The sequence below is a fragment of the Parahoeflea alexandrii genome, assembly GCF_027214025.1.
Lineage (GTDB): Bacteria > Pseudomonadota > Alphaproteobacteria > Rhizobiales > Rhizobiaceae > Hoeflea > Hoeflea alexandrii_A.
The window spans coordinates 492582-516119 of the sequence record NZ_JAPWHB010000003.1 but is presented as its reverse complement, the minus strand read 5'-3'; the positions used below and the strand labels follow the sequence as shown (position 1 = coordinate 516119).

20 protein-coding genes are annotated in these 23538 nt (G+C 62.5%); 6 read left to right on the top strand and 14 right to left on the bottom strand.

Annotated elements, in window-relative coordinates:
• Positions 1 to 89 precede the first annotated feature (89 nt).
• Complete coding sequence (gene phbB / locus O4H62_RS12945; RefSeq protein ID WP_269388350.1) at positions 90 to 815, bottom strand: acetoacetyl-CoA reductase; 726 nt, start codon at positions 813 to 815, stop codon at positions 90 to 92.
• A gap of 34 nt (positions 816 to 849) precedes the next feature.
• Positions 850 to 2025 carry an acetyl-CoA C-acetyltransferase gene (locus tag O4H62_RS12940; RefSeq protein WP_269388348.1) on the bottom strand — a complete coding sequence of 392 codons (1176 nt, stop codon included), beginning with the start codon at positions 2023 to 2025 and terminating at the stop codon, positions 850 to 852.
• Between the two features lie 246 nt (positions 2026 to 2271).
• Here O4H62_RS12940 and phaR point away from each other — a divergent pair, with 246 nt between their 5' ends.
• Both phaR and O4H62_RS12930 read left to right on the top strand, forming a co-directional pair.
• On the top strand, positions 2272 to 2865 hold the full coding sequence (gene phaR, locus O4H62_RS12935) for a polyhydroxyalkanoate synthesis repressor PhaR (RefSeq protein WP_269388346.1): 594 nt from the start codon (positions 2272 to 2274) through the stop codon (positions 2863 to 2865).
• 200 nt (positions 2866 to 3065) lie between these two features.
• Complete coding sequence (locus O4H62_RS12930) at positions 3066 to 3497, top strand: GlcG/HbpS family heme-binding protein (protein WP_269388343.1); 432 nt, start codon at positions 3066 to 3068, stop codon at positions 3495 to 3497.
• A gap of 30 nt (positions 3498 to 3527) precedes the next feature.
• Here O4H62_RS12930 and O4H62_RS12925 read toward each other — a convergent pair whose 3' ends face one another.
• From O4H62_RS12925 to O4H62_RS12880, 10 genes are all read right to left on the bottom strand, one after another.
• A complete protein-coding gene (locus tag O4H62_RS12925; protein WP_269388341.1) occupies positions 3528 to 3932 on the bottom strand; it encodes a hypothetical protein in 405 nt (134 codons plus the stop codon).
• A 202-nt stretch (positions 3933 to 4134) separates the two neighbouring features.
• Positions 4135 to 7593 carry a pyruvate carboxylase gene (gene pyc, locus O4H62_RS12920; RefSeq protein WP_269388340.1) on the bottom strand — a complete coding sequence of 1153 codons (3459 nt, stop codon included), beginning with the start codon at positions 7591 to 7593 and terminating at the stop codon, positions 4135 to 4137.
• Positions 7594 to 7840: 247 nt separating this feature from the next.
• Entirely contained in the window at positions 7841 to 8584 is a 744-nt protein-coding gene (locus O4H62_RS12915; protein WP_269388339.1) for a helix-turn-helix transcriptional regulator, read from the bottom strand.
• A gap of 234 nt (positions 8585 to 8818) precedes the next feature.
• Complete coding sequence (locus tag O4H62_RS12910) at positions 8819 to 9964, bottom strand: iron-containing alcohol dehydrogenase (RefSeq protein WP_269388338.1); 1146 nt, start codon at positions 9962 to 9964, stop codon at positions 8819 to 8821.
• Positions 9961 to 11349: an aldehyde dehydrogenase family protein gene (locus tag O4H62_RS12905; protein WP_269388336.1), complete on the bottom strand. Its 1389-nt coding sequence runs from the start codon at positions 11347 to 11349 to the stop codon at positions 9961 to 9963. Before O4H62_RS12905 ends, O4H62_RS12910 begins: the two co-directional genes overlap by 4 nt.
• Positions 11350 to 11424: 75 nt before the next feature.
• Positions 11425 to 12789: a glutamine synthetase family protein gene (locus O4H62_RS12900; RefSeq protein ID WP_269388334.1), complete on the bottom strand. Its 1365-nt coding sequence runs from the start codon at positions 12787 to 12789 to the stop codon at positions 11425 to 11427.
• 107 nt (positions 12790 to 12896) lie between these two features.
• Entirely contained in the window at positions 12897 to 13949 is a 1053-nt protein-coding gene (locus tag O4H62_RS12895; RefSeq protein ID WP_269388333.1) for a TRAP transporter substrate-binding protein, read from the bottom strand.
• A 43-nt stretch (positions 13950 to 13992) separates the two neighbouring features.
• Positions 13993 to 15327: a TRAP transporter large permease gene (locus tag O4H62_RS12890; protein WP_269388332.1), complete on the bottom strand. Its 1335-nt coding sequence runs from the start codon at positions 15325 to 15327 to the stop codon at positions 13993 to 13995.
• Positions 15324 to 15863 carry a TRAP transporter small permease subunit gene (locus O4H62_RS12885; RefSeq protein ID WP_269388330.1) on the bottom strand — a complete coding sequence of 180 codons (540 nt, stop codon included), beginning with the start codon at positions 15861 to 15863 and terminating at the stop codon, positions 15324 to 15326. Before O4H62_RS12885 ends, O4H62_RS12890 begins: the two co-directional genes overlap by 4 nt.
• A 45-nt stretch (positions 15864 to 15908) precedes the next feature.
• Positions 15909 to 16703, bottom strand: a complete 795-nt coding sequence (locus tag O4H62_RS12880) for an N-formylglutamate amidohydrolase (RefSeq protein ID WP_269388328.1) — start codon at positions 16701 to 16703, stop codon at positions 15909 to 15911.
• 128 nt (positions 16704 to 16831) lie between these two features.
• Here O4H62_RS12880 and O4H62_RS12875 point away from each other — a divergent pair, with 128 nt between their 5' ends.
• Together O4H62_RS12875 and O4H62_RS12870 are read left to right on the top strand one after the other, a co-directional pair.
• On the top strand, positions 16832 to 17677 hold the full coding sequence (locus O4H62_RS12875; RefSeq protein ID WP_269388326.1) for a MurR/RpiR family transcriptional regulator: 846 nt from the start codon (positions 16832 to 16834) through the stop codon (positions 17675 to 17677).
• An 87-nt stretch (positions 17678 to 17764) separates the two neighbouring features.
• The gene (locus tag O4H62_RS12870) at positions 17765 to 18094 is read left to right on the top strand and encodes an ArsR/SmtB family transcription factor (RefSeq protein WP_269388324.1); all 330 of its coding nucleotides are present in this window, start codon (positions 17765 to 17767) and stop codon (positions 18092 to 18094) included.
• 7 nt (positions 18095 to 18101) lie between these two features.
• Here the strand turns inward: O4H62_RS12870 and O4H62_RS12865 are convergent, their stop codons facing one another.
• Positions 18102 to 18899 (bottom strand): DUF2189 domain-containing protein, encoded by a 798-nt coding sequence (locus tag O4H62_RS12865; protein WP_269388322.1) that lies wholly within the window; start codon positions 18897 to 18899, stop codon positions 18102 to 18104.
• A gap of 257 nt (positions 18900 to 19156) precedes the next feature.
• Here O4H62_RS12865 and O4H62_RS12860 point away from each other — a divergent pair, with 257 nt between their 5' ends.
• Together O4H62_RS12860 and ispG are read left to right on the top strand one after the other, a co-directional pair.
• Positions 19157 to 19612: a TspO/MBR family protein gene (locus O4H62_RS12860; protein WP_269388321.1), complete on the top strand. Its 456-nt coding sequence runs from the start codon at positions 19157 to 19159 to the stop codon at positions 19610 to 19612.
• A gap of 143 nt (positions 19613 to 19755) precedes the next feature.
• Complete coding sequence (gene ispG / locus O4H62_RS12855) at positions 19756 to 20997, top strand: flavodoxin-dependent (E)-4-hydroxy-3-methylbut-2-enyl-diphosphate synthase (protein WP_269388320.1); 1242 nt, start codon at positions 19756 to 19758, stop codon at positions 20995 to 20997.
• A 24-nt stretch (positions 20998 to 21021) separates the two neighbouring features.
• Here ispG and O4H62_RS12850 read toward each other — a convergent pair whose 3' ends face one another.
• The gene (locus tag O4H62_RS12850) at positions 21022 to 23499 is read right to left on the bottom strand and encodes a hybrid sensor histidine kinase/response regulator (RefSeq protein WP_269388319.1); all 2478 of its coding nucleotides are present in this window, start codon (positions 23497 to 23499) and stop codon (positions 21022 to 21024) included.
• Between the last annotated feature and the right edge of the window lie 39 nt (positions 23500 to 23538).

Genomic DNA, 23538 nt, shown 5'->3' with positions numbered 1-23538 from the left:
CCGGAAGCGATCCGCAAGGACATGAGCGCCAAATCAAAACGCCCGGCAGTTTCCCGCCGGGCGCTGATCAAGTCGATGGTCCGATGCGGTCAGCTGAAGTACTGGCCGCCATTGGCCGAGATCGTCGACCCGGTGATGAAGCCTGCATCCTCGGACGCCAGGAACACCACGCAGCGGGCGATTTCCTCGGGCTCACCGAGGCGACCGACCGGGATCTGCGGGATGATCCGCTCGTTCAGCACCTTCTCGTCGATAGCGCGCACCATGTCGGTGCCGATATAGCCGGGGCAGATCGCGTTGACGGTGATCCCGGCGCGCGCGCCTTCCTGGGCCAGCGCCCGGGTGAAGCCGATGTCACCGGCCTTGGCGGCGGAGTAGTTGACCTGGCCGGCCTGGCCCTTCTGGCCGTTGATCGAGGAGATGTTGATGATGCGGCCGTACTTGCGGTCGCGCATGCCGCCCCAGATCGGGTTGGTCATGTTGAACAGGCCGGTGAGGTTGGTGTTGATCACCTCGCCCCACATCTGCGGCGTCATCTTGTGGAACATGGCGTCCCGCGTGATGCCGGCATTGTTGACCAGCACCGCGACCGGGCCGAGGTCGGCCTCAACCTGGGCGATGCCGGCGACGCAGGCGTCGTAATCGGCCACCGACCACTTGTAGGTCTTGATGCCGGTCTCCTCGGTGAACTTCGCCGCCGCCTCGTCATTGCCGGCATAGTTGGCGGCGACCGTGTAGCCGGCCGCCTTCAACGCGATCGAAATCGCTGCCCCGATCCCGCGGGACCCTCCCGTCACGATTGCTACCTTGCTCATGCCAATCCTCCCAGACTGTTACCGTAATCTACACTCAGCCGCGCTCGACGCAGAGCGCCACACCCATGCCGCCGCCGATGCACAGCGTCGCCAGGCCCTTCTTGGCGTCGCGGCGAACCATCTCGAACAACAGCGTATTGAGAATACGCGCGCCCGATGCGCCGACCGGGTGGCCGATGGCAATCGCGCCACCATTGACGTTGACGATCGCCGGATCCCAGCCCATGTCCTTGTTGACCGCGCAGGCCTGTGCGGCAAACGCCTCGTTGGCTTCCACCAGGTCGAGATCGCCGACGCTCCAGCCGGCCTTCGCCAGCGCCTTGCGCGATGCCGGGATCGGGCCGGTGCCCATGATCTGCGGATCGACGCCGGCGGTCGCCCAGGAAACGATCCGTGCCATCGGGGTGATGCCACGCTTTGCGGCTTCCGCTTCGCTCATCAGCACGGTGGCCGCAGCCCCGTCATTGATGCCCGATGCGTTGGCGGCGGTCACGGTGCCTTCCTTGTCGAAGGCCGGACGCAGCTTCGAGATGCCCTCGATGGTCACGCCGTGCTTGATGTATTCGTCTTCTTCGACGACGGTGTCGCCCTTGCGGCCCTTGATCGTCACCGCGGCAATCTCGTCCTTGAACTTACCGGCCTTCTGCGCGGCTTCCGCCTTGTTCTGCGAGGCGACCGCGAACGCATCCTGCTCGTCGCGCGAAAGCTGCCACTGCTTGGCGACGTTTTCCGCGGTGTTGCCCATCAGGTAATTGTAGAAGGCGTCTGTCAGTGCATCGTGCATCATGGTGTCGACCATGTTGGCGGCGCCCATCTTCACGCCGTTGCGCAGATGCATGGCGTGCGGCGCCATCGACATTGATTCCTGGCCGCCGGCGACGATGATGTTGGCATCGCCATTGGCAATCTGCTGCATGCCGAGCGCGACCGCGCGCAAGCCCGAACCGCACAGCTGGTTGAGACCCCAGGCCGTGGCTTCCTGCGGAATGCCGGCAGCCATCGCCGCCTGGCGCGCCGGGTTCTGGCCCTGGCCTGCGGAGAGGATCTGGCCGAGAATCACTTCATCGACTTCTTGCGGTGCAACACCGGCGCGCTCGAGCGCTGCCTTGATGGCGACCGCGCCCAGATCGTGGGCGGCAACCGAGGACAAAGCACCGTTGAAAGACCCGACCGGGGTGCGGGCGGCACTGGCGATTACGATGGAACTCATGATGGAATTTCCCTGTCATGTGAGTGTGAGGAGTTGCCCAGAACGTGACGGAGCTTGATGTTCATGTCAAATGCCCCGACGCCGAATTTTACATGCAATCGGTTTAATCAGGACCATAGTCTGATGATTTCCGGCTGCTTTCGCCGCATCGCACAAAGGAATTGTCTTTATCAACCGTTTTCGCCTACAGTCTGGGTCAACAAGGCGAGGATCTGGTCTGGGGAGACCATTTGAGGAGAGTGAAGAATGGCGAAGAACACCGGCACCATCACGATCAAGAAATATGCCAATCGCCGTCTCTACAACACGGGCACGAGCACCTATGTGACGCTGGATGACCTCGCGGTCATGGTCAAGAAGGGCGAGGACTTCATCGTTCTCGACGCCAAGAGCGGCGACGACATCACCCATTCCGTGCTGACACAGATCATTTTCGAACAGGAATCCAAGACCGGCAACACGCTGCTGCCGGTGTCCTTCCTAAGGCAGCTGATCTCGATCTACGGCGACCAGCTGCAGATGGTGGTGCCGAGCTACCTTGAACACTCCATGTCGGCGCTGACCGAACAGCAGGAACAGGTCCGCGCCCAGATCACCAAGGCCTTCGGCGACAACCCTGTGGCGCGCAACATCCAGCTGCCGATCCAGCTGGTCGAGGAGCAGGTCCGCCGCAACACCGAGATGTTCCAGAAGGCGATGCAGATGTTCTCGCCCTTCGCGCTCGCCCATTCGACACAGCCCGAGGAGACTCCGAAGAAGTCGGACACCTCGAAGGATATCGATGATCTCAAGACCCAGCTCAAGCAGCTGCAGGACAAGATCAATTCGATCGACAGCTGATCCTTCCCCGAACGATGCCCTCCGAAGATCCCTCGGCCCGGTCCCACCTTTGACCGGGCGTTCATAAACACTGCGGATTGTTTCCTTTCCGGCGAAACAGCTTTCCTCCGCCGATCCGGGCCAAAGCGGTGGCGCACGGCCCGTTTCCGGGCCTATAAGCGTCAGAACTGTTCCCGACATTGACCCGAAAGGCATTCCCGATGACCGAACTCACCCTGGCCAAGGCACTCAAGATCATCAACACCGCGCTCGCAACAGGCAAGGAACGCGGTCTCAAGCCACTGGCCGTGGTCGTTCTCGATGCCGGCGGCCATGTCAAAGCCTTCCAGCGCCAGGACGGGGCGTCGATGATGCGGTTCGAGATCGCCAGCGGCAAGGCCTATGGCGCGCTTGCCGTCGGCGTCGGCTCGCGCTGGCTCAACACCCAGGCGGAAACCCGCCCGCATTTTCTTGAAGGTCTTTCGGCGGTGTCCGGCGGCAAGATCGTCGCGGTTCCTGGCGGCGTGCTGGTCAGGGATCGCAAGGGCGCCATCATCGGCGCGGTCGGGATCACCGGCGACACCTCCGACAATGACGAGATCGCCGCAATCGCCGGCATCGAAGCCGCCGGTTTCACGCCCGACGCAGGCTGAGGCTCCGCTGGCGAGATCGCAAACGCCGGGTTACAACCCGATCGAGACATCCCGGCCCGCCGAGCGGATCGAGACGGAGAACCCGGCGATCACATCGATGAACGCGATCACCATCAGGATGAAGAAGACCTGGGTCGCAGCACCGCGCACCAGCAGGAACTCGACCAGAAACGCCACGAACACGAACATCGACAGCATGTGATCGATCACCGACCAAGACCCGGTGCGCGTGGCCTTCAGCACCTCGATGAACAGAAGCACCAGCGAAACGGTGATCAGCAGGTCGCCCAGACTCATCGTCCAGGTGGCGCCCGACATCATAGACAACGAGGTGATGGTCGACGCGAGCGCGGAGACTCCGTCGCCGACCAGGCCGATCAGGACCAGGTTGTAGACGATAAGCGGCACGATCATCAGCGGTATGGCGGCGAGCATGGAAAACCCTTCTTGACGGAACTGGACGACGGTGCGGAATGCCGGCCACGGCGATCATTGCCGCCGCAAAGCGCGAGCCATGCGACAATGCGAAATCAATCCGGCGAGCGCAAGCGGATCGATCAGCATTTCGTCATGTTATGGACTGCCGTGATCCATCCGCCGCCGGACACCGGCGGCGGATCAGATCCGGACGGCTCAATCAGGCATAGACGATCAGCAGATCCTTGGCGTCGATCTGGTCACCGGTCTTGACCAACACCTCGGCCAGCACCCCGTCGCGCTCCGCATGGATCGCGGTTTCCATCTTCATCGCCTCGATCGACACCAGCACGTCGCCGGCTGTGACCTCCTGGCCTGCGGCCACAGCAACCGTCGAAATCACGCCGGGCATCGGGGCGGCGACATGCGCGTCATTGCCGATTTCCGCCTTGCGCCGGGCCGCCGAACCCGATGCGCCATGCGCCCGGTCGGGCACCTTGACCCGCCGCGGCTGACCGTTGAGCTCGAAGAACACGGTGACCATGCCCTTGTCGTCGGATTCGCCCTGGGCCAGGTTCTGGACGACCAGCGTCTTGCCCTTTTCAATCTCGACGAAAAGCTCGCCGCCGACCGGAATCCCGTAGAAATAGGCGGGCGTCGGCAGCATGCTCACCGGTCCGTAGGTTTCCGTCGCCAGCGCAAAATCGGTGAACACCTTCGGGTACATCAGATAGGAGGCGAACTCGTTCTCGCTGATATCGCGCTCCAGCTTGGCCTCGATTTCGGCGCGTTCGGCGGCAAGATCCGCATCCGGCAGCAGCGAGCCCGGGCGTTCGGTATAGGCCTTCTCGCCCTTGAGCACCTTGGCCTGCAAAGCCTTGGGCCAGCCGGCCGGCGGCTGGCCGAGATCGCCGCGCATCATCGAGACCACTGAATCGGGGAACGACACGTCCTTGGCCGGGTTTTCGACGTCGGCGACGCTCAGGTCCTGGCTCACCATCATCAGTGCCATGTCGCCCACCACCTTGGAGCTCGGCGTCACCTTGACGATATCGCCGAACATCTGGTTGGCATCGGCATAGGCCTGCGCCACCTCGTGCCAGCGGGTTTCCAGCCCCAGCGAGCGCGCCTGCTCCTTCAGGTTGGTGAACTGGCCGCCCGGCATCTCGTGCAGATAGACCTCCGAGGCCGGCCCCTTCAGGTCGCTCTCGAACGCCGCGTACTGGTTGCGCACCGCTTCCCAGTAGAACGAGATCCGGCGGATCCACTCGGTGTCGAGACCCGAATCGCGCTCATGTCCCTTCAGCGCCTCGACAATCGAGCCCAGGCAAGGCTGCGAGGTGTTGCCCGAAAGCGCGTCCATCGCCGCATCGACCGCATCGACGCCGCTGTCGACCGCGGCCAGCACAGTGGCGGCGGAAATGCCGGACGTATCATGCGTGTGGAAATGGATCGGCAGGTCGGTGGCCTCTCTGAGTGCCTTGAACAGTTGCCGCGCCGCAGCCGGCTTCAGCAGGCCGGCCATGTCCTTGACCGCGATGATGTGGGCGCCGGCCTTCTCGAGCTCGGCCGCAAGCGCCGTGTAGTATTTCAGGTCATATTTCGGCCGCGCCGAGTTGAGAATGTCACCGGTGTAGCAGATGGTGGCTTCGCAGAGTTTGTTCTCCTCGCACACCGCGTCCATCGACACGCGCATGTTCTCGACCCAGTTGAGACAGTCGAAGACGCGGAACAGGTCGATGCCGCCCTGCGCCGCCTGGCGCACGAAATGCCTGACCACATTGTCCGGATAATTCTTGTAGCCGACGCCGTTGGCGCCGCGCAGCAGCATCTGCAGCAGCAGGTTCGGAGCCCCCTGCCGCACCAGCTCGAGCCGCTCCCACGGGTCCTCGGTCAGGAACCGCATCGACACGTCGAAGGTGGCTCCGCCCCAGCATTCCAGCGACAAGAGATCCGGCAGCGCCCGGGCGTAAGTGCCGGCCACGGCCGCGATGTCGTGCGTGCGCATGCGGGTTGCCAGCAGCGACTGGTGGCCGTCGCGCATCGTCGTGTCGGTGATCAGGATCCGCTTCTGCGCCCGCATCCAGTCGGCAAAGCCTTTCGGGCCGAGCTCATCCAGCAATTGCCGCGTTCCGGGCCGGACCTCGCCCTCGACATGGGGAACCCGCGGCGCCGCGGCATCGGCGAGCGGCAGCGGCCGGCCCTTGGTTTCCGGATGCCCGTTGACGGTGACATCGGCCAGGTAGGTCAACAGCTTGGTGGCGCGGTCCTGGCGCTTGACCTGCTCGAACAGCTCAGGCGTCGTGTCGATGAACCGTGTCGTATAGGTGTTGTTGCGGAACTCGGGATGGCCGATGATCGCTTCCAGGAAGGTGAGGTTCGTTGCCACGCCGCGGATGCGGAACTCGCGCAGCGCCCGGTCCATCCGGCGGATGGTTTCCTCCGGTGTCGGCGCCCAGGCCGTGACCTTCTCCAGCAGCGGGTCGTAGAACCGCGTGATCACCGCCCCGGAATAGGCCGTGCCGCCATCGAGCCGGATGCCGAAGCCGGTGGCGCCGCGATAGGCGGTGATCCGGCCGTAGTCCGGAATGAAATTCTGCTCCGGATCTTCCGTGGTGATGCGGCACTGCAGCGCGTGGCCGTTGAGCCGGATGTCGGCCTGCGCCGGCACGCCGGATTCCGGCGTGCCGATGACAGCGCCTTCCAGGATGTGGATCTGCGCCTTGACGATGTCGATGCCGGTGACTTCCTCGGTCACCGTGTGCTCGACCTGGATGCGCGGATTGACCTCGATGAAATAGAAGGCCCCGGTGTCGATATCCATCAGGTACTCGACCGTACCTGCGCCGACATAGCCGGTGGCATTGGCGATCTTGAGCGAATAGGTCGCCAGTTCCTGCCGCTGCGCCTCGGTCAGATAAGGCGCCGGAGCCCGCTCGACGACCTTCTGGTTGCGGCGCTGCACCGAGCAGTCGCGCTCGAACAGGTGCACGGCATTGCCATGGGTATCGCCGAGGATCTGGCTTTCGACGTGACGCGCCCGTTCGACCAGCTTTTCGAGATAGACCTCGTCCTTGCCGAACGCCGCCTTTGCCTCGCGCTTGGCTTCGGTGACTTCGCGGGCCAGGTCCTTCGGATCGCGGATGGCCCGCATGCCGCGGCCACCGCCGCCCCACGAGGCCTTCAGCATGATCGGATAGCCGATTTCCTCCGCCATCCGCGCCACTTCGTCCATGTCGTCCGGCAGCGGCTCGGTTGCCGGCACGACCGGCACGCCGATCTCGATGGCGAGATTGCGCGCCGCCACCTTGTTGCCCAGCCGCCGCATCGTGTCGGGCTTCGGCCCGATGAAGATGATGCCGTTTTCGGCGCAGGCGTCGGCAAATTCCGGGCTTTCCGACAGCAGTCCGTAACCGGGGTGGATCGCATCGGCGCCCGACAGCTTTGCCACCCGGATCACTTCGTCAATCGACAGGTAGCTCTCGATCGGGCCCAGGTCGCGCTCGAGGTGCGGACCGCGGCCAACCTGGTAGGATTCGTCCGCCTTGAAGCGGTGCAACGCCAGCTTGTCTTCCTCCGCCCAGATCGCGACGGTTTTCATGCCCAGTTCGTTGGCTGCGCGAAACACGCGAATGGCAATTTCCGAACGATTGGCAACAAGAATTTTGGAAATCGGCACAGACAGGCTCCCGGGTTTGGGCAAGGAAAACAAGGCTCGAGCGAACCCCGCATTCAATCATTAACGCCTGTTTTGCTGCAGTGCAAATTGAAGCCCATCATCTTTAGCTGGAAGCGTTTGAACGCCGGGATTTTGTAATCTGGCTGGAAGCGTGCGGCGACGCGGCGCGAGCACCGTTAGCCTCGCGCGACGCTGTCCAGGGCGTGAAAAGCCAGGTTCAGTCGATTTCATCTAAAGATGATGGGCTCTAAGAGATCAGGCCTAGCCTGAAGGCAATCGCTACCACGTGATGCCGGTTCCTGGCCTGCAATTTGTCCTGGATGCCGTTCATGTACCAGTCGACCGTATGCGCCGAAAGACCGAGCGTGGCGCCCATCTCGTTCGACGTCATGCCATAGCCCAAATACTCCAGCGTTTCCATTTCGCGGCGGGTCAGCGGCATCGCAACGGGCCGGCTGATCTGCTCGTGCGCATTCGGATCCACCGCCTCGAGAAGCTCCCAGAACGCCTTCTTGGCAAGCGCGTCCATCATCGCCATCTCCGACGGCGACAATTCCACGGGGCGGCCGGCAACGGTCAGAACCCCAACCAGCCCACGCCGTCCGTGAACCGGGAAGACATATCCGTCTTCCAGGCCGAAACGGCGCGCATCGACCATCATCCGCTCCATGCGCTTGTGGTTCGGGTCCTGCCTGAAGGCCTCGACCGACTCGCGCCAGCGATAGCCGCGCTGGCTGTGACCGAGATATCGGACCAGCGGGTCAATAGTCGCGTATTTCCGTTTCACGTAAAGCTCGGGCCAGCCTTTCGGCCATTGACCCTCGAGCATGATGTCGCTCGCCGGGTTCTCCGGTCCGGGCTGCCGGACCAGCGTGAAATAGTCAAATCCGAGCTCGTTGATGATCTTGCGAAGCCGCCCGCGAATGCTCTCTGCGCCTTCCTCGCCGTTTCTCTCGGTATCAAGAAACTGCAGAACGGCGTTCATCTCCATAATCTCCCCCAAAGCATCAAATTTGGCGTTTATCGTTCAATTTCAATATAGATCTGCAGTAAAATCAGGTTTCGAAACCCATTGTAATCCTAAATCTTGCAGTTGCGCCAGTATTTCTTTGCAATCGGCCCACGAACCGGCCCCATCCCTTTCAACGCCAAAACGAAAACCGGCCCGCGCGGGAAGCGCGGGCCGGCTTTGTCCAGACAGGGCTGGACAAGGAGGGGCGGAGGCTCAGATGCAGGCTTCGAACAGCGCCTTGGTGTTCTCCACGGTCATCTTGACCGGGTTGCCGCCGGCGCTGGGATCTTCGAGCGCCATCGCGGTCATTTCGTCGATCCGGTCACGGCCGACGCCGAGTTCGGCCAGCTTGTCCGGCACGCCGAGATCGGCGCGAAGCTTCAGCACGTAATCGTAAAAACCGTCGAACCCGCCGCCGATTCCCATGTAATCCGCGGCGCGGGCGATCCGCTCCTCGATCACCGGGCGGTTCATCCTGAGGACCGGAGGCATCACCACCGCATTGGTCATGCCGTGATGGGTGTTGTAGACCGCGCCGATCGGGTGCGACAGCGCATGGATGGCGCCCAGACCCTTCTGGAACGCCACCGCGCCCATCGCCGCAGCACTCATCATTTCCGCGCGTGCGTCGAGGTTCGACCCGTCGGCCACCACCAGCGGCAGATTTTCCTTGACCAGCCGCATGCCTTCGAGCGCGATGCCCTGGCTCATCGGGTGATAGAACGGCGAGGAATAGGCTTCCAGGCAATGCGCGAATGCATCCATGCCGGTGCCGACCGTGATGATCCTGGGCATGCCGACGGTCAGTTCAGGGTCGCAGATCGTGACAGACGGCAGCAGTTTCGGATGGAAGATGATCTTCTTGACGTGCGTCACCGAGTTGGTCAGCACGCCGGCGCGGCCAACCTCGGATCCCGTGCCCGCCGTCGTCGGCACCGCGATGATCGGCGCGATGGCATCGGCATTGGCACGGGTCCACCAGTCGCCGATATCCTCGAAGTCCCAGACCGGACGGCTCTGTCCGGCCTGAAACGCGATCAGCTTGCCCAGATCGAGGCCCGAGCCACCGCCGAAGGCGATAACGCCGTCGTGGCCGCCAGCCTTGAACATGGCGACGCCGGCCTCGAGGTTCTTCTCGTTCGGGTTCGGATCCACTTCCGAAAACATGGCACGGCCGAGGCCTGCGGCCTCCAGGAGATCAAGCGCATTGACGGTGATCGGCAACGAGGCAAGCCCCCGGTCGGTGACCAGCAGCGGCTTCTTCATTCCGGCGGCAGCGCAGGCTTCGGCAAGCTCCGAAATGCGGCCGGCGCCGAAGCGGATTGCGGTGGGATAAGACCAGTTGGCGCGCGGGCTCATGCGGATTTCTTTCTCAGATGGTAGGATTTGGGACGGGTGAGATTGTGGAAGCCGATTTCAGACAGCGAGCCGCCGCGGCCGGTGGCCTTGCAGCCGGTCCAGCACAGCGCCGGATCGAGATAATCGGCCCGGTTCATGAACACGGTTCCGGTCTCGATTTCGGCACCAACGCGGGCCGCCCGCTCGGCGTCATTGGTCCACAGCGAAGCAGTCAGGCCGAACTGGCAGTCGTTCATCAGCGCAAGCGCCTGTTCGTCGCTGTCGACCGGCATGATGCCGACCACCGGGCCGAAACTCTCCTCGCGCATCACCCGCATGTCATGGGTCACGTCGACAAGGACCTGCGGCATCAGGTAGGCGCCGCCGTCATCAGCCGGAAAAATATTCGGATCGATCAATCCGCGGGCGCCGCCGAGAATGGCCTCTGCGGTCTGGGCCCGGACTTCCTGCGCGAAGCGTACATTGGCCATCGGCCCGATCGTGGTTTCCTGCTCCAGCGGATTGCCGAGCTTGAGGCCGGAGCTGACCCAGGCCTCGGCTTTCTCGACAAACGCCGCATAGAGCGGGCGCGCCACGTAGAGCCGTTCGATGCCGCAGCAGCACTGCCCGGCATTGTACATCGCGCCATCCATCAGCACGTCGACGGCCCAGTCGAGATCGGCGTCTTCCATCACGTAGCCGGGGTCCTTGCCGCCAAGCTCGAGGCCGAGCCCGGTGAAGGTGCCGGCGGCTGCCCGCTCGATCGCCTTGCCGCCACCGACCGAACCGGTGAAATTGATGAAGTCGAAGCTGCCGGCCGAAATCAGGCTTTCGGTTCCCTGGTGATCCAGGAACAGGTTGATGAACACGTCGTCGGGCAGTCCAGCCTCGCTGAAGGCGCGGACCATGCGCTCGCCCACCAGCAGTGTCTGGGTTGCGTGCTTGAGCACCACCGTGTTGCCGGCGATCAGCGCCGGAACCACCGTGTTGATGGCAGTCATGTAGGGATAGTTCCACGGAGCGACGACGAAGACGACGCCGTGCGGCACGCGCTCGATGCGACGTTCGAACTGCGCCGAGTTCTCGATCTCGATCGGCGCCAGCGCCCGCGCGGCAATCCCCGCCATGTAGTTGGTGCGCTCGTTGACGCCGCCGAACTCGCCGCCGTAGCGCACCGGCCGGCCCATCATCCAGGCCAGTTCCGGCACCACTTCGTCGCTCATCTCGTTGAGACGGGCGACGCCCGCTTTGACGAGCGCAATGCGCTCTTCCAGCGGTCGCCGGGCCCAGTCCTTCTGCGCCTTGCGTGCGCGGGCGACGGCTGCGGCTGCATCCTCCACACCCATGACCGGGCGTTCGGCATAGACCGAACCGTCAACCGGCGATATCAGCTTCAAACTGCTCATTGCTTGGTCTCCTTGGGGGCCCACCCCATTTCGGGGCCGTGCCAGCCATCATGTAAGTTTTGGTATTTGTCCGGGTCAGGCGCGCTCGAAGCCGCGGGCGATTTCCCAATCGGTCACGGCCTTGTCGAATTCTTCCTGTTCCCACTCGGCGCATCGCACATAGTGATCGATCACCGCGTCGCCCATGGCTTCACGCAGCATCTTCGAATTCCGCAGGGTTTCCGTCGATGCGCGCAAGGTCGAGGGAATGTGCTTGGCGGCCGCATTCTCGTAGATGTCGCCGGTGGTCGGTGGCGCCAGCTCCAGCTTCTCTTCGATCCCCTTGATCCCGGCGGCCAGCAGCGCCGCCTGCGCGAGATAGGGGTTCATGTCCGATCCGCCGATGCGGCATTCGACCCGGACGCCCTTGGTGCCTTCGCCGCACAGGCGGAAACCCGCTGTGCGGTTGTCGACGGACCAGACCGTGCGGGTCGGCGCGAAGGTACCCTTCATGAAGCGCTTGTAGCTGTTGACGTAAGGCGCCAGGAACCAGGTGTAGTCGGATGCGTACTCGATCAGCCCCGCCATGAAGTGGCGCATCAGGTCGGACATGCCATGCGCACCGTTTTCGTCCCGGAACGCTGGCGTCTTGCCGCTCCACAGCGACATGTGCACATGCGACGACGAGCCCACCTTGTTTGCATTCCACTTCGGCAGGAAGGTCACCGACCGGCCATTGGCCCAGGCAATCTCCTTGACCGCGTGCTTGGCAATGGTGTGGTGGTCGGCGCAGTCGAGCGCCTCGGCGTAGCGGATGTTGAGCTCTTCCTGGCCGGTCTCGGCCTCGCCCTTCGAGTTCTCGACCGGAATGCCTGCGGCGAAGAGATGATTGCGCACCGGGCGCATGATGCTCTCTTCCTTGGTGGTCTGCAGGATGTGGTAATCCTCGTTGTAGGCGCTGATCGGCGTCAGCTCGCGATAACCGCCACGTGCGAGATCGCGGAAACTCTGTTCGAACAGGAAGAACTCCAGCTCCGTCGCCATCATCGCCTCGTAGCCGAGTTCCTTCAGCCGGGCGATCTGCACTTTCAGGATCTGCCGCGGCGATTGCGGCACCGGCTTGTGGCTGTGGTGATCGAGAAGATCGCACAGCACCATCGCCGTGCCTTCGAGCCACGGCACCCGGCGCAGGGTGGAAAGGTCGGGCTTCATCACATAGTCGCCGTAGCCGGCCTGCCAGCTGGTCGTCGCATAGCCGTTCGGCGTCGCCATTTCGAGGTCGGTTGCCAGCATGTAGTTGCAGCAATGGGTTTCCTCATGGCTCGAGTCGATGAAGTTCTGCACGTGGAAACGCTTGCCCATCAGGCGGCCCTGCATGTCGACGCAGCACACCAGCACCGTGTCGATAGCGCCGGATGTGGCGGCAGATTTCAACTCGTCAAAGGTAAGGTTTCCGGCCATGGGATCGATCCTGGTAAGCAGCCCTGAAGGGGCCTGGATTTGTGAGCGCTGTAGCGGCAAACCGCCCCCCGGACAAGCCGGGAGGCGTGATTTCGGTCAGGCCCGGCTCAGCTTTCGCCGTAGGGGAAGCCGGCTGCGTTGATGACCTTGTTGTACTCCTTGAAGATCGAGATGACCTTGGCCTTGGTTTCGCTTTCCGCGGCCACTTCGTCCCAGAACTTCACGGCGGCATCCTCGACCTGCTTCCATTCGGAAGCCGGAACCGAACGAAGCTGCAGCTTGTCGCCGGTGGCGCGCAGCTTGGCTTCGCCGCCCCAGTACCACTGGTTGCGGAAGGTGTGGGTGGCTTCCATGCAGGACATGTAGAGCTGCTTGAGATGTTCCGGCAGCTCGTTCCACTTCTTCTCGTTGGCAAACCAGGAACCGATCCAGGCGCCGGAGATGTTGTTGGTCAGGAAGTAGTCCGTCACATCGGCCCAGCCGACGGTGTAGTCCTCGGTGATCCCCGACCAGGACATGCCGTCGAGCTCGCCGGTCTGCACCGCGACTTCCGCATCTTCGTAGGGGATCGACACCGGCACCACGCCGAACTGGGTGAGGAAGCGGCCAGCCGTCGGGAAGGTGTAGAGCTTCAGGCCGTCGAGATCGGCGACGCTCTTGATTTCCTTCTTGGTGTTGAAGTTGCACGGATCCTGGCCCGCGGCCGAGAGCCAGACGACGCCTGTTCCGGAATAGGCATCACGCCAGATGTCGGCCAGGCCGTACTGCTGAAACAGCACCGGCACATCGAGGATCGAGCGGGTGGCGAACGGGAAGTAGCCGCCGAACAGACCCACTTCGACGGGCGACGCCATCGAATCGTCGTCCGAGTGCACCGCGTCGATGGTTCCCGCCTGCATGGCGCGGAACAATTCGCCGGTCGGCACGATCTGGTCGGCGAAGAACAGCTCGATCACCATCTCGCCATTCGCCGCCTTGTTGAAGGCATCAACGAAGGGCTGGGTGACGAACTGGCCGAGCGTTGCGCCGGCATAGGTCTGCATGCGCCAGCGGATCGGCTCCTGCGCCAGCACCGGCGGAGCGGCAAGCGCCGTACCGGCTGCGGCGCCGGCTGCGACGCCGGCCTTGGTAAGAAATTGACGCCTCTTGAGATTGCTCATGCTGTTCTCCTTTATGGTTTCGTCTTCTTCGGTTTAGCTCACTTCAGCCCTGGAGTTTGCCGCGGAATTGCTCCGGCAGCCACAATGCCAGTTCCGGGAACATCATCACGATCACCAATGTGAGCAACATGACCGCAACGAAGGGAATGACGGACAGATAGATATGACGCAGTTGGATCTCCGGCGGCGCCATGGCGCGCATCAGGAACAGATTATAGCCGAAGGGCGGCGTCATGTAAGCAATCTGGCAGGTGATGGTGTAGAGCACGCCGTACCAGACCAGATCGAACCCAAGCACCTTGACCAGCGGCACATAGAGCGGCGCCACGATCACCAGCATGGCCGTGTCATCGAGGAATGTGCCCATGAGCAAAAAGCTGAGCTGCATCAGGATCAGCACATGCCAGGGCTCGAGACCGAGCTGGCCGAGGAAGAAGTTCTCGATCGCCCGCACCGCGCCAAGCCCGTCGAACACCGCTCCGAAACACAGTGCCGCAAGGATGATCCACATGAACATGCAGGAGATGCCGAGCGTCTTGCGCATGACGTTCTCCATCACCTCCTTGGTCAGCCGGCCTTTTATGAAGGCAGCCGCCATCGAGGCCAGCGCACCGACCGCCGAGCTTTCCACCAGGCTGGTATAGCCCATCAGGAACAGCCCGTTCATCAGGAAGAAGATCATGAACGGCAGGAAGCCGGCGCGGAGCAGACTGATCCGCTCCTTCCAGGTGATGGCATCGCGCTCGGCCTTCGGGAGCGGCGGCCCCAGGTGCGGCTGCAGCTGGCAGCGGATGGCGATGTAGAGAATGAACAACCCGGCCATCAAGAGGCCCGGGAACACGCCCGCCAGCCACAGCTGGCTCACCGGCTGCCGGGCGATCATGCCGTAAAGCACCAGCACCACCGAAGGCGGTATCAGGATCCCCAGCGACGAGCCGCCCTGGATCACACCGGTGATCATCACCTTGTCGTAGTTGCGCCTCAAGAGTTCCGGCAGCGCGATGGTGGCGCCGATCGCCATGCCGGCGACCGATAGCCCGTTCATCGCCGAGATCACCACCATCAGGAAGATCGTGCCGATGGCGAGGCCGCCCGGAACCGGGCCGAACCAGACATGAAACATCCGGTAGAGATCGTCGGCGATCCGGCTTTCGGACAGCATGTAGCCCATGAAGATGAACATCGGCAGCGTCAGCAGCGGATACCATTTCATCAGCTTGATCGATTGCGCGAACGCGATCTCGACGCCGCCAGTGCCCCAAAGCGGCAGGGCGGCAATTACGGCGACGGCGCCAATGACGCCGAAGACCCGCTGCCCGGTCAGGAGCAGCGCCATCATCGAGGCGAACATGAACAGGGCGATAAGTTCGTAGCTCAAAGGCCCGCCTCGCTTGCATGGTTGACGCTGACGCCGCGCAGGAAAAGAATGTCACGGAAGAGTTCGGCCGTGGTCTGCAGCAGCATCAGCGAGATGCCGATGACGCCAACCAGCTTCACCGGCCACATGTAGGGCCGCCAGACCGAGTGCGCCCGTTCGCCATATTCGATGGCATAGGTGGTGCTGGAAATGCCGCCGTAGAGCAGAACGCAGAGGTAGAAGATCAGGAACAGCACGGTGACCGAATCAATCGCCGCCTTGCGCCGTGGCGACCACCCGCCATAGATCAGGTCCATCCGAACATGATCGCCCATCTGCATGGAATAGGCGCCGCCCAGCAGGTAGTAGCCGACCATGATGAACTGCGCGAATTCGAGCGTCCACAGAGCCGGTGAGCCTGCATACTTGGTCAGCGACGACCAGAACAGCACGCCCATCAGCGCGAAGATCAGGTACATGGCAAACCGCCCGACACGCCTGTTGAAGGCATCGACCGTGCGGATGTAGCTCTCGAGGAACTTCATCGGTTCAGCCATCCGGTCGTAACTGCCGGACCTCCTGCCTCCGCCGGAATGGCGCACTCATGCATGGAGACGTCCCCCTTCTGTTGTCAGCCGCTCCAGTGAAGCGGCGAGAAGCTCGGCGATCAGCCCGGCCCAGTGACGCTGGCCGGCCTCATCGGAGATGAGATCATTGCGGATCTCAAGCATGACGTTGGCGATTTGCCGGGTCAATCCATGCCGCTTGAGCGTATGGGTCACCCCGTCCTCTGGACCATAGGGATAATTCCGGCTGACCTGTTCAAGCATCATGGAAGCGGCAGCGTCAAGCATGGCATCGGCGAGCCGGGAATCGTCATCGTGCAGGATCCCCAGATGCCCGTCCCGCGGCTTGCCGAAATAGACCGGCGTGAACGAATGAACCGTCACCAGCACGACGTTCCGCCCTGCGGCCAGCCGCGCGTCGATCAGCGCATCGATGGCCTGATGAAACGGATGATAGAGCGCGTCGGCACGGCCCGCCTTGTCGCTGGCGCTCAGCCCCGCATTGCCGGGCACGTCGTAGATCTCGCTGCGTTCGGGATAGGCCCCGGGCGATTCCGGCGGGCGATTGCAATCATAGGCCAGCCGCGAAAACCGTTGCGAGACGAGCGCTGCATCGAGGCTTTCCGACAGGATTTCCGCCACCCGCTGGGCGCCGATATCCCAGGCGATGTGGCTTTCCAGCGCCGCCTCGCCAAGTCCTAGGGTTCCGAGCGCCTTCGGCATTGTCTTCGACGCATGTTCGCAGATCAGCACCACGTCGCTCGCCCCGCCGGGACGAAGGACGGCAAAGGCGGGCCCTTCCGATGGTTCGATCAGCATCGTCTCGTTCATTTTGGCAACGTGTCCCCGGCAGGCGTCTGCAGCAGCTTCCACTCTCGTAACATTGATTAGGATTGATCTTCCATTGTCAATCCTGTAATTTTTATTACATATTGGATACGCATCGGAACGGACACCAGATGGCCATACGCGAACAGGTCCAGACAGCCCTCGGAACTTTGCCCGGCGCAGAGAAGAAGGTGGCTCACGCGTTTCTCGCCAACTATCCGAGCATCGGCCTGTCGACGATCGCCGAACTGGCCGGGCTCGCCGGCACAAGCGCGCCGACGGTCCTGCGATTTGTGGCCCGGCTCGGATTTGACTCCTATCCCGACTTCCAGCGTGTCCTGCGCAATGACGTGCAGGCGCAGCTGATGTCCCCGCTCGAGCGCGCCCGCAGCACCGGTCCGGTGCCCGACAACCCGGCGCTCAAGGCCAGCTTCGCCAGCATTGCCTCAAATCTCGAAGCCACGCTCAAGGCGGTGCCCGAAAGCGAGTTCGAGGCCGCCTGCGATCTGCTCTCAGATCACAAGTCCGCCTGCCATTTCCTTGGCGGACGCTTCACCGACAGCATCGCCGCCTACATGGCAGCCCATCTCAGGATCATCCGCCCCAATGTCCGGCACTTCGACGGACAGACCTCGACCTGGCGCGACCAGCTCCTCGATGTGCGCCCGGGAGATGTCGCTGTGCTGTTCGATATCCGCCGCTACCAGTCCGATCTGGTCCGGCTCGGAGAACTGCTGGTCGAGCGCAAGGCCCGCATCCTGCTTATCACCGATCCATGGCTGTCGCCGATTGCCCGCTCGGCCCGCGTGGTGCTGCCCTGTGTCGTCGACGCCAACCGCACCTGGGACTCGAGCATAACATTGATGGCCGTCGCCGAAGCGCTCATCGACCGGGTGTCCCGCGCCCAGTCCGAAGCCGCACGCGCCCGCATGCAGGCGCTTGAAGACATCCACTGGAACAACCTGCCGGGCCGCTGATCCGGGAAAACCCGGGACGACAGCCTGTTGCGCCGGGGGGCGCGTGCAAGCTTGCGCAAACCGGCTTCATCCACTACCCATTCGCACATGGACCAGCAAACCGCATTGGACGCCTTTTCGGCTCTCAGTCAGGAAACCCGGCTCGCCGTGTTCCGGCTGCTGGTGTCGGCCGGCCCGGAAGGCATGACCTCCGGCGAGATCGGCGAACGCCTGAACGTCCGCCAGAACACCATGTCGACCAATCTCGGCATCCTGCTGAAGGCCGGACTGGTGCGGCGGGAACGCGACGGCCGCAATGTCCGCTACCATGCCGATCACTCCGGCATCAGCGGCCTGCTTGGATTTCTGCTGGAAGACTGCTGCGGCGGCAACCCGGATCTCTGCCAGCCCGTCATCCGTCAGCTTTCCTGCACCTGACCCGGTCTCAGCCGGGCGATGTCGCCCGCCGGTAGAGATGCCAGGTAGCGTGCCCCATCACCGGCAAGACGATCAGCAGACCGGCAAATACAGGTATCAGCGCCGCCAGCGTGCAGACGCCAACGACAAATCCGAAGCCGAGCATCGGCAGCGGATTTTTCACCACGGTAGCGATACTGGTGATCATGGCGGTGACAAAGTCGACTTCGCGCTCGGCCAGCATCGGCAAGGCGATCACCGTGGTCGAAAACAGCACCGTCGCCAGAAATGCCCCGACAAGCGTGCCGACTACGAGAAATCCCCAACCCTCCGGTGTCGTCAACACGATATCGACGAAACGGTCCCAGCTCGAAAACGACTTGAAGCCCAGGAACAGCGCCAGCAGCAGCCGCACCTGGTAGACCCATATCCAGAAGATGAACATCACCACGAAGGCCATCCAGCCGAGCTGCCGTTCGCGCTGGTAGAACACCTGCGCCAGAACACCCTTGGCGGTAATCGGCTCACCCATCCTGCGCCGACGGCTGACTTCATAGAGTCCTACCGCAACAAACGGGCCGAGCAGCGGAAACCCGATGGCCAGCGGAATGATCATCCACGGAGAGCCGATGCGGGTGAGAAACGCCAGGATCAAAAGACCGCCGATCATGTAGATCGCCCCGAAGAACAGTCCGTAGCCCGGATGCGCCCGGAAGTCGCCCCATCCATCCTTCAGGCTCGCTCGGACGTCATCCAGCGAGAGTTCCCTGATATGCGGCGCGCCGACCGGATTGTCTCCCGCCAATCCATCTGTGTTGTTGGTCATGATGTCCTCCCTCATTCCCCCTCGAACCAAACCGTGATTGTGCCCAACCTCGTCTGTATCGACAATGATCCTGATCAACAAATCCCGGTGACCCGGCACCCGCTGAACGATCCGGTCGGCCGCCCCATCCGGAATCCGGAAGACCGAGCACCGGGACAGTCTGGCAATAATGCGGAGGACCACTACCTGACTATGGCCAGCCACCATCCTGATCCGACCTGTTTTCGGGATACTCGGCCCTGAATCGGGAGTTCGACATGTCAGCCATCATCATCGCCATTCTGGTTCTCGCAGCCGCATCGAGCGGCGCCCTGTTCAAGCCCGGCGAATGGTATCGCGGTTTACGGCGGCCCTCATGGACCCCGCCGAACTGGGCCTTTCCCGTTGTCTGGAGCATCCTCTACATTGCCATCGGCGTCGCCGGCTGGCTGGTCTGGCAAGCCGGCGGCATGGGTGTCGCCATGATCTTGTGGCTCGTCCAGCTGATACTCAACGCGGCGTGGTCATGGCTGTTCTTCGGTCGCAAGCGGATGGATCTGGCCTTTGCCGATGTCTGCCTGCTGTTCATGACGATCATCGCCTTCATGCTTGCCGCCTACCCCGTTTCGCAGACGGCAGCCCTGCTGTTCCTGCCCTATGCGGCCTGGGTCGCAACCGCCGCAACGCTCAACCGGACGGTCTGGCGGCTCAACCCCGACGCTACACCGGCATGAGCATGCCGACCCTCGATTTTCGCCGCCACCTGTTGCCAAGGTGGACCACCGTCATCAAACGGCTTCCATTTCGCGGTAGGGCGTTTTAGGAAACCAGCACACCGGAGGCGCTCCGCCTTCGAAAGACTAAAGCCGAGGCCAGCATGACCAGTTCCCCCTTTGTTGTCCCGCAAGACCGCCGGGCCAGTGTCGCCGTCGATGTCGGCGGCGTGATCGTGGGCGGAGGCGCACCGGTCGTGGTGCAGTCGATGACCAACACCGACACCGCAGACATCGACGCCACGGTCGCCCAGGTCGCGGCCCTGCACCGGGCCGGCTCCGAGATCGTCCGGATCACCGTCGATCGCGAGGAGAGCGCCGCCGCCGTGCCGAAGATCCGCGAGCGCCTCGAACGGCTCGGCCTCGATGTGCCGTTGGTCGGTGATTTCCACTATATCGGCCACACGCTGCTGGCCAATCACCCCGCCTGCGCCGAGGCGCTGGCCAAGTACCGGATCAACCCGGGCAATGTCGGCTTCAAGGACAAGAAGGACCGGCAGTTCATCGAGATCATCGAAATGGCCATCCGGTATTCGAAGCCCGTCCGCATCGGCGTCAACTGGGGCTCTCTCGACCAGGTGCTGCTGACCACGCTGATGGATGAGAATGCCGCCAACGGATCGCCGCTGAGCGCGCGCGATGTCACCCGTGAAGCGATCATACAGTCAGCCCTGCATTCGGCGGCACTGGCCGAGGAAACCGGGCTGGAGCGCAACCGCATCATCCTGTCCGCCAAGGTCAGCCAGGTGCAGGATCTGATCGCCGTCTACTCCGAACTGGCGCGGCGCTCCGACCATGCCCTGCATCTGGGCCTGACCGAGGCCGGAATGGGTTCGAAAGGCATAGTCGCCTCGTCGGCGGCGATGGGCATCGTCCTGCAGGCCGGGATCGGCGACACCATCCGCGTGTCCCTGACGCCGGAGCCTGGCGGCGACCGCACCCGTGAAGTCATCGTCGCCCAGGAATTGCTGCAGGTCATGGGCTTCCGGCAGTTTGTGCCCGTTGTCGCCGCCTGCCCCGGCTGCGGCCGCACCACGTCGACCGTGTTCCAGCAGCTCGCCCGCACCATCGAGGATGATCTCAGGCGCAACATGCCGGCCTGGCGCGACAAGTATCCCGGCGTCGAGGGCCTTCAGGTCGCCGTCATGGGCTGCATCGTCAACGGCCCCGGCGAATCCAAGCACGCCGACATCGGCATCTCGCTTCCGGGAACGGGAGAAAGCCCCGCAGCGCCGATCTTTATCGATGGCAAGAAAGCGGCAACCCTCCGCGGTCCCAACATTGCGGAAGACTTCCAGGCCATGGTCGCCGACTACATCGAGAAGCGCTTCGGCCAATCGGCCTGATCAGACAGTCGCCACCGGAGCGGATTATGCTGATCTGGCGCGGGCCTGATCGGCCGGCAGCCAGCGGTCGATCATCGCGCCGAGTTTCTCGGGCGAGATCGGCTTGGAGAGATAATCGTCCATCCCGGCGGCGAGACAGCGGTCCTCATCGCCCTTCAACGAATGCGCGGTGACCGCGATGATCGGCGTCGGGACCAGGCCCTGGCTGCTTTCGATCTCGCGGATTGCCTGGGTCGCCTCCAGCCCGTTCATCTCGGGCATCGACACGTCCATCAGGACAATCGTCGGCCTGAGTTCGCCCCACATACGGACGGCTTCGCGCCCGTTGACGGCGAGATTATGCATCAATCCCATCCCGTCCAGGGTTTGCTGGAAGACGATCTGGTTGATCGGATTGTCCTCCGCCACCAGCACCAGCGGCTCGTTACGCTCGATGGTCGCCGGCTTGACCTCGACAACCGGGGCCGCCGGCCCGGAAGGGTATTGCAGGGCCGGTTCCGGCGTCCGTTGCGCGACTTGCGCCGGAGCTTCATTCTTGATCTTGCATTTTCGCAACGCCATCTCCACCGTCGTGCGCAATTGCGCCGTGCGGACCGGTTTGGTGAGCTGGGCAAAGATGTCGAGATGGTTGAGGGCTTCGAGCTGGTCAGCCTGGTCGACCGAGGACAGAACAAGGATCGGCGTGTCCGCAATCAGCGGATCGGAGCGGATCGCCTGGGCCACTTCCGCACCCGACATGCCGGGCATCTGGAAATCCAGCACGACCAGGTCGATGCCGATATCGAGCTGCTTGCGCGCGTGGCGCAACAGGTCCAGACCGATCTCTCCGCTTTCCACTGCCACACAGTCGAACCCCCAGTCGCGGATCTGTTCGGTCAGGATCATCCGGTTGATGGCGTTGTCGTCGACCACGAGCACGCGGCGGCCGGGCAACAGATTCGAGGTTGCCTCTGTTGCCACGCTGCTTTGCGCATCGACGTCCATTTCGATGGTGAAACTGAAGGAGGATCCAACTCCGACTTCGCTCTCGAGCTCGATCTTGCCGCCCATCAACTCCACCAGGCGGGTGGCGATTGCCAGGCCAAGCCCGGTGCCTTCATGCTTGCGGGTCGAGGACCCGTCAACCTGGCTGAACTTCTCGAAAATCGTGGCTTGCTTGTCGGCCGGAATGCCGATCCCCGTGTCGCGCACGTCAATCGTGATTGCCAACCGGTCCATCGCGTTGACCGGCTCGACCTGCCGCCAATTGATCTCCACCATGACATGGCCGTGATCGGTGAACTTGACCGCGTTGCCCACCAGATTGGTCAGGACCTGCCTGATTCGCCCGGGATCGCCGATCAGCTTGTCAGGCAGGCCCGGCGCGATTCGGACAACCAGCTCGATGTCCTTTTCAACCACGCGGGATGACATCAGCGTAGCCACGTCTTCGGTTGTATCGATCAGGTTGAAGGGCTTAGGGCTGAGCGTCAGCTGGCCGGCATCGATCTTGGAAAAATCGAGAATATCGTTGATGATCTCAAGCAGCGCGTTGCCCGACTTGAGAATGACATCGGTAAAGGTGCGCTGCCGCGTATCGAGTTCGGTTCGGGTCAGGAGTTCAGCCATCCCCAGCACCCCGTTCATCGGCGTGCGGATCTCGTGGCTCATCGTGGCAAGGAATTCGGACTTCGCCCGGTCACCCATCTTGGCCTTGGTGAGGGCCGCATCGATATCGCGGGTCTTGTCCTGCAGCCGTTTGATCATCTGACGGATGATGATGTCGATGGGAACGAAGACGCCGATGCCAAGCAGCAGCAGCACGCCGATGGTTGCCAGCAGGTATCGCTGCAGCAGCGCTCCCTGCGCCAGTGACTGCTCGGCCAGATGGTCGCGGAACTCTTCCTGGACAAAAAGATTGGACGGCTGGACCACCTCGTTGAACAAGGCGCTGATTTCGCGGCCCGTCCAGTAGATGTCCTTTTTCGTCCGGGCAGTGTCCAGCCGCTCGGCATCGAGCATCTTCCGATGATTGAGGAACGGATCCTCATTGGTCATGTAGCGGGACTGTGCCTGGATTTCCTGTGTCAGGGTACTTGGCAGCTCATCCCATTTGTCATTGAGATGCTTGATCTTCCAGCGGGCCCGCTCGAACCGGAAACGCAGGCTCGACAAGGCGGAAACGATATCCGGATCCACGGGCATGCTCTCGCGGATCTTGCGTTTTTCCACCAGCGTTGCGCCATCAAGCCTTGTGTCCACGAATGCCTGGTAGTTCACATAAGTCTCGGCAAGCCGCTTGGTGCGATCGGCAATCGCACGCAGGTCATGGTCGACTTCCGCAAAATCGGCCGAAACCTCGCCGATCTGCTGGATCATCCGGTTGCGGTCGCGCTGTTCGATGAAAAAGAATGTGCAAATGACCGCAATCGCTGCAAGCGATACAATATAGCCGATCCTCAGTGTAATAACCGACCGCCGCGCAAAAGCGGTTTCATCCTGATCTTTGCTTGTTTCAGTCATGTTTCTGGCAGCACCCGTTTGTCAGGATAATGCCGCGAG

Excerpts from the sequence above, each read along its gene's own strand:
- phaR (WP_269388346.1), top strand. The coding sequence starts at position 2,272 with ATGGCGAAGAACACCGGCACCATCACGATCAAGAAATATGCCAATCGC.
- O4H62_RS12860 (WP_269388321.1), top strand. The coding sequence starts at position 19,157 with ATGTCAGCCATCATCATCGCCATTCTGGTTCTCGCAGCCGCATCGAGC.
- O4H62_RS12885 (WP_269388330.1), bottom strand. The coding sequence starts at position 15,863 with ATGGCTGAACCGATGAAGTTCCTCGAGAGCTACATCCGCACGGTCGAT.
- O4H62_RS12895 (WP_269388333.1), bottom strand. The coding sequence starts at position 13,949 with ATGAGCAATCTCAAGAGGCGTCAATTTCTTACCAAGGCCGGCGTCGCA.
- O4H62_RS12940 (WP_269388348.1), bottom strand. The coding sequence starts at position 2,025 with ATGAGTTCCATCGTAATCGCCAGTGCCGCCCGCACCCCGGTCGGGTCT.
- O4H62_RS12880 (WP_269388328.1), bottom strand. The coding sequence starts at position 16,703 with ATGAACGAGACGATGCTGATCGAACCATCGGAAGGGCCCGCCTTTGCC.
- O4H62_RS12870 (WP_269388324.1), top strand. The coding sequence starts at position 17,765 with ATGGACCAGCAAACCGCATTGGACGCCTTTTCGGCTCTCAGTCAGGAA.
- O4H62_RS12905 (WP_269388336.1), bottom strand. The coding sequence starts at position 11,349 with ATGAGCAGTTTGAAGCTGATATCGCCGGTTGACGGTTCGGTCTATGCC.
- O4H62_RS12930 (WP_269388343.1), top strand. The coding sequence starts at position 3,066 with ATGACCGAACTCACCCTGGCCAAGGCACTCAAGATCATCAACACCGCG.
- phbB (WP_269388350.1), bottom strand. The coding sequence starts at position 815 with ATGAGCAAGGTAGCAATCGTGACGGGAGGGTCCCGCGGGATCGGGGCA.
- O4H62_RS12865 (WP_269388322.1), bottom strand. The coding sequence starts at position 18,899 with ATGACCAACAACACAGATGGATTGGCGGGAGACAATCCGGTCGGCGCG.
- ispG (WP_269388320.1), top strand. The coding sequence starts at position 19,756 with ATGACCAGTTCCCCCTTTGTTGTCCCGCAAGACCGCCGGGCCAGTGTC.
- O4H62_RS12850 (WP_269388319.1), bottom strand. The coding sequence starts at position 23,499 with ATGACTGAAACAAGCAAAGATCAGGATGAAACCGCTTTTGCGCGGCGG.
- O4H62_RS12875 (WP_269388326.1), top strand. The coding sequence starts at position 16,832 with ATGGCCATACGCGAACAGGTCCAGACAGCCCTCGGAACTTTGCCCGGC.
- O4H62_RS12915 (WP_269388339.1), bottom strand. The coding sequence starts at position 8,584 with ATGGAGATGAACGCCGTTCTGCAGTTTCTTGATACCGAGAGAAACGGC.
- O4H62_RS12900 (WP_269388334.1), bottom strand. The coding sequence starts at position 12,789 with ATGGCCGGAAACCTTACCTTTGACGAGTTGAAATCTGCCGCCACATCC.
- O4H62_RS12925 (WP_269388341.1), bottom strand. The coding sequence starts at position 3,932 with ATGCTCGCCGCCATACCGCTGATGATCGTGCCGCTTATCGTCTACAAC.
- O4H62_RS12910 (WP_269388338.1), bottom strand. The coding sequence starts at position 9,964 with ATGAGCCCGCGCGCCAACTGGTCTTATCCCACCGCAATCCGCTTCGGC.